Annotated in this window: 2 protein-coding genes and 1 pseudogene; all 3 read right to left on the bottom strand. The window is 71.0% G+C overall.

From position 1 onward, the window contains the following. On the bottom strand, window positions 1–451 hold a 451-nt coding region (locus I53_RS13995; RefSeq protein ID WP_043351694.1), incomplete at its 3' end, for a beta-ketoacyl synthase N-terminal-like domain-containing protein. A 187-nt stretch (window positions 452–638) separates the two neighbouring features. Then, window positions 639–1,903, bottom strand: a pseudogene (locus I53_RS13990) (Zn-dependent hydrolase). 107 nt (window positions 1,904–2,010) lie between these two features. Then, a complete protein-coding gene (locus tag I53_RS13985; protein ID WP_043351693.1) occupies window positions 2,011–2,472 on the bottom strand; it encodes a tellurite resistance TerB family protein in 462 nt (153 codons plus the stop codon). Window positions 2,473–2,846 lie beyond the last annotated feature (374 nt).

The following is a 2,846-nucleotide window of genomic DNA, read 5'->3' as shown; positions in this document are numbered from 1 at the left end:
GGTCGTGCCAGGGATCGAAGCGGCGCGTCGCGGCAGCCCGCAGTAGGCCGGCATAGTCGACCGGACCGTCGCCGCCCGCGGCCTCGGCCAGGGCCTGCCGCTGGGGCCATTCCATCTCCACCGGCGGGACCGCGATGAACAGCGCGCCCGGGAAATCGCCGCTGGTGCCGATCCCGGCCTGCGCCACCGCTTCCTCGGCGGCGACGGCGGCGAACCGCTCCGACAGGAGCGGCGCGACGAGGGGATCGGTGTCGAGGAAGTCCACCGTCCCGGCGATGCGCGTGCGCAGACCGTCGGTGGGAAACCGCGCGATGGCATGGATGCCGGACCGGCCCTCGGTCATGGCCGTCCAGGTATCGGCCTGTCCCCGACCGAGGGAGGAAACGACGCCGATGCCGGTCACCGCGACGAGCGGCCGGCCCTTGGCGTCGCGGTAGGATCGCGCGCTCATGGAGCGGTCCTTACGGGATTTTCCGCCGCGGTACACCTCCGGACCGAGGGGCTTGCGGCCGCGCTGCCATCATTCCGAGGCGCCGGAGGCGAGGCCGGGACGATGGCAACGCGGTCTCGGATCGGCTACGTCCGAGACCCGGCGCGCCGCTTCTCCTGTGCGGCCGGAACCACCAGGCTGCAGGTTTCTAGGTGCGCGGGGCGTTGGCGAGACGGAGCACGGTCTGCAGCAGCACGTCGGCGCCGGCCGCGCAGTCGGCCTGTGTGGCGGATTCGGCCTCGTTGTGGCTGATCCCGTCCTTGCACGGCACGAAGATCATCGCGGCGGGCACCTTGTCGGCGAGGTTGCAGGCATCGTGGCCGGCGCCCGAAATGATCCGGCGCCGCGCATGTCCCAGGCTCTCGGCGGCCGCATCGATCGCCGCCACGATGGCGGGATCGAACGGCACCGCCTCCTTCCGCCAGATCCGCGTCAGCGCGATCTCCAAGCGACGGCGTCCGGCGATCTCGGCGGCCGCCTCGGCCAGGGCCGCCTCCATGGCGTCGAGGGTCGCCGAGCGCGGGTCACGCACATCCACCGTGAAGGCGACCCGGCCCGGCACGACGTTGCGGGACGGCGCCAGGATCGCAGCCTCGCCGATCGTGGCCACGGCAGAGGGGGCGTGCGCCATGGCGATCCGCTCGGCCGCGAGGGCGAACTCGGAAAGGCGAGCAGCGCGTCCCGGCGGGGCGGCATTCGCGTGGTGCCGGCATTGCTCTCAAAGCCCGTGATGACCCCTTCAAACCACATGATGCCCTGGCCGCCCTCGACCACGCCGATGGTCTTGCCCTCGGCTTCCAGGATCGGGCCCTGCTCGATATGCAGTTCCACGAAAGCGCCGATCTCCCGCGTGCCGACGGCCTCGACCCCGCGATAGCCGATGGCATCGAGGGCTTCCGCCACCGTCGTGCCGGCGGCGTCGCGCTTGGCCAGGATCTCGTCGGTGGTGAAGTCTCCCGCATAGGCCGCCGAGGCCATCATGGCGGGGGCGAAGCGCGAGCCTTCCTCATTGGTCCAGTTGACCACGAGCAGCGGCGCGTCGGTCTCGATCCCGGCATCGTTCAGGCTGCGCATCACCTCGAGGCCCGCCAGGACGCCGAGGACGCCGTCGAACTTGCCGCCGGTGGGCTGGGTGTCGAGATGCGAGCCGAAGGCGATCGGCTTGCGGGCCATGTCCCGGCCCGGCCGCAGGGCGTATTGGGTGCCCAGCGCATCGACCGACACCGTCAGCCCGGCCGCCTCGCAGGCCTCCCGGAACCAGTCGCGGACCTGGCCGTCCTCGGCCGAGAGCGTCAGGCGGTTGATGCCGCCGGCCGGCGTGCCGCCGAACGCCGCGGTCTCCAGGATCGTCGCCCAGAGTCGCGCACCATCGGCGCGCAGGTTGTGGGTCTTGCTGAGGCTTTTCTCGGCCATGCCGGTTCCTTTCACGGCGGGTCGCCGTGCGACGGGGTCTTTATAGGCGGGCGCGGCCGGCTGGGCAGCGCGTCCGCGCCGAGCAACCGCGATGCCAACCGGATCTGTCAGACCGGCGGGCGTCGGACCGGATTCGCGCGGAGCAGTCCGATCGCGTCGACCCGCAGGGCTACGGCGATCTCGCCGAGGGCGCTCGCCTCGATGTTGCTGATCCCGTCCTGATCGGCGACGTCCGCGGCGATCAGGAAGACGTTCTCGCGCTGGTTCGCGGGGCGCTCGGCGACCGCCGCCACATGGCGCAGATTCTCGGCCCGGCCGAGCCGGGTCCTCGCCCGGGCGATGCCCTCGTAGAGTTCGGTCTCCAGCATCAAAGCGTCGTAGCCCTTCATCAGGACCGGGTCGGCCTTCAGGCCGAGCAGAGCCGCGTCGAATTCCGGACCGGCGACCTCGCCGTCGGCGACGATGACGTTGGCCGCAGCCGAGACTGCCGCGAGCATCAGCGCCTTGTCACCGGCATAGGCCGTCACGGTACGGCCGACATGGCCGAAGAGATCGCGCAGAAGGCTCATTCGGGACTGTCGGCGGCAGGGTCGGACGTCGGGAGTGATCGGGAGGGATAGCAGACGGCGGCGCGGAGGAAACCCATCCCCGAAGGTCAGCCCATAAAAGGGGTCGGCTCCCGAGACCAGACATCCTTCGGCAACATGGCCATGCGAGATTTTCGGTCGACCGCGTTCCAAAGCGCGGCCGGCGAAATGCGGCTTCAGCGATTCCCCCTCCGCGGAAGCCGTGCACGTCGTCACGCCGCCGGAACGAAGTTCGGGTGCCCCCCAGGCCCGCGCTTCGAGCCGGCGGCGGTCTCCCCCGGGCAATACTCCGCCGCTATCGACAGGGCCGCGGGCCGGCGGGCGCCGGATCTGTATCCCGCGCCGAAAACGCCCGG

Source organism: Methylobacterium sp. B1, assembly GCF_000333255.1.
Taxonomy (GTDB): domain Bacteria; phylum Pseudomonadota; class Alphaproteobacteria; order Rhizobiales; family Beijerinckiaceae; genus Methylobacterium; species Methylobacterium fujisawaense.
Note: the sequence above shows the minus strand (reverse complement) of the source record. Positions and strands in the feature narration are given on the sequence as shown.